Source organism: Streptomyces sp. NPDC059456 (assembly GCF_042750055.1).
In the GTDB taxonomy this organism is placed as follows: domain Bacteria; phylum Actinomycetota; class Actinomycetes; order Streptomycetales; family Streptomycetaceae; genus Streptomyces.
This window is the reverse complement of sequence record NZ_JBHYVA010000408.1, coordinates 5,741-7,645: the sequence shown is the minus strand read 5'-3', so window position 1 is coordinate 7,645 and position 1,905 is coordinate 5,741. Positions and strand designations below refer to the sequence as shown.

Sequence of the window (1,905 nt, the reverse complement as noted above, 5' to 3'; positions counted from 1 at the left end):
GGCTGATCGGGCCGGCGCCGCGGGCCGGGCCACCGGCGCGGCCGGTGCTCCGCGGCGCAGCAGTTCGAGCAGTTCGAGCAGGGCGGCTTCCCTCGCGGAGGTCATGGCGGCATTCTCCCGGGGCGGGCCGGCCCGGATCAGGCCGGGTCCGCGGCGGCCGGAACCGGCGCCTTCCGGCCGGAGGACGCGCCGGCGCCGGCGGCCCGGCCCAGGTCGCGGCCCCGGGTCTCCCGGGCGAAGGCGACGGTGAGGGTGGTCACCACCGCGGCCGCACAGAGGTACAGGGACACGGGCACCGAGGAGCCGTAGTCCTTCAGGAGCTCGACGGCGATGAGCGGGGCCAGCGCACCGGCGGCGATCGAGGCGAGCTGCGAGCCCATCGAGGCACCGGAGTAGCGGACCTCGGTGTCGAACATCTCCGAGATGAAGGCCGCTTGGGGTCCGTACATGGCGCCGTGCAGCAGCAGTCCGGCGGTGACGGCGGCCGTGATGACGGCGAAGGACTCCGTGTCGACCAGGGCGAAGAACCCGAACGCCCACAGGGCCATGCCGACCGAGCCGATCAGCGTGACCGGCCGCCGCCCGATCCGGTCGGAGAGCGCACCCCAGGCCGGGATGGTGACGAAGTGGACGGCCGAGCCGATGAGGACGGCGTTCAGCGCGGTGCTCTTGGGCAGCCCCAGGTGCGCGGTGACGTACACGAGGAGGAAGGAGGTCAGCACGTAGTAGGAGATGTTCTCGCCGAACCGGGTGCCGACGGCCGTCAGTACCTGGCGCAGGCTGCGCCGGAACACCAGGACCACGGGCGCCTCGCCCTCGCGCCCCTGCCGGGCGGCCTGCGCGGCGAGGAACACGGGGGACTCGGAGACGGACAGCCGGATCCACAGTCCGACGATCACCAGGACACCCGACAGCAGGAACGGGACGCGCCAGCCCCAGGCCAGAAACGCCGCATCGGACTGCACCCCGGCGAGCAGCGCGAGCACCCCGGTGGCCAGCAGGTTCCCGCCCGGTGCACCGGACTGCGGCCAGGACGCCCAGAACCCGCGGTGCTCGGCCCCGCCGTGCTCGGAGACGATCAGCACGGCCCCGCCCCACTCCCCGCCGAGGGCGAAGCCCTGCACCAGCCGCAGGACGGTGAGCAGCACGGGAGCCCCGACGCCGATGCTCGCGTAGGTGGGCAGCAGCCCCATCGCGAAGGTCGCCCCGCCCATCATGAGCAGGCCGAGCACCAGCAGCTTCTTCCGCCCGGCCCTGTCCCCGAAGTGCCCGAACACGACCCCGCCGAGCGGCCGGGCGAGGAAGCCGATGGCGTAGGTGATGAACGCGATCAGGGTGCCGGTCAGCGGATCGCCGGTGGGGAAGAACAGCTTGTTGAACACGAGCGCGGCGGCGGTGCCGTAGAGGAAGAAGTCGTACCACTCGATGGTGGTCCCGATGAGGCTTGCGGCGACGATCCTGCGGATGCCGTGAGGAGCCGGTGTAGCCGTTGCGGGGGAGACCATGTGCACCACTTCCAGGGGTCTGCGGGGCCGTCGGGTGTGGCCACAACGTAGAAGTCCCCAGGTCAGCGGTATATGTGGCGGGCCATCACAATCAGGTGCCACCTTGTGTGCCCCGTCACCACACGGCCGGTGACGACGCGTCCGGTGGCGGGACCGCACCGGTCAGGAGAACGGGATCCGGTCGGGGCGGCAGACCGTGCCGGGGGGCGGGAGCGTCCCGTCGACGAAGTAGCGGCTCTCGTACCGGCTGATGCAGCGGCTGCCGTTGTTGAACAGGGCGGTGTGCCCGTACCCGTCGTTCGTGAGCAGGCGGGCGTCCGCCAGCTCACCCCCCCAGGCCGGGGGGCCCCGGTGTGGGGGGGGGGGGTGGTTAACGGTGCCGAAAACCCAACACGGTCGG

2 protein-coding genes are annotated in these 1,905 nt (G+C 72.1%); both read right to left on the bottom strand.

Translation table 11 applies throughout. The features are described from left to right. Window positions 1–137 precede the first annotated feature (137 nt). On the bottom strand, window positions 138–1,505 hold the full coding sequence (locus ACFXA3_RS28480; protein WP_385191344.1) for an MFS transporter: 1,368 nt from the start codon (window positions 1,503–1,505) through the stop codon (window positions 138–140). A 162-nt stretch (window positions 1,506–1,667) separates the two neighbouring features. Next, a partial coding sequence (locus ACFXA3_RS28475; protein ID WP_385191342.1) for an alpha/beta hydrolase occupies window positions 1,668–1,905 on the bottom strand: 238 nt, incomplete at its 5' end.

Coding starts and splice junctions, on each gene's coding strand:
- ACFXA3_RS28480 (WP_385191344.1), bottom strand. CDS start 1,505: ATGGTCTCCCCCGCAACGGCTACACCGGCTCCTCACGGCATCCGCAGG.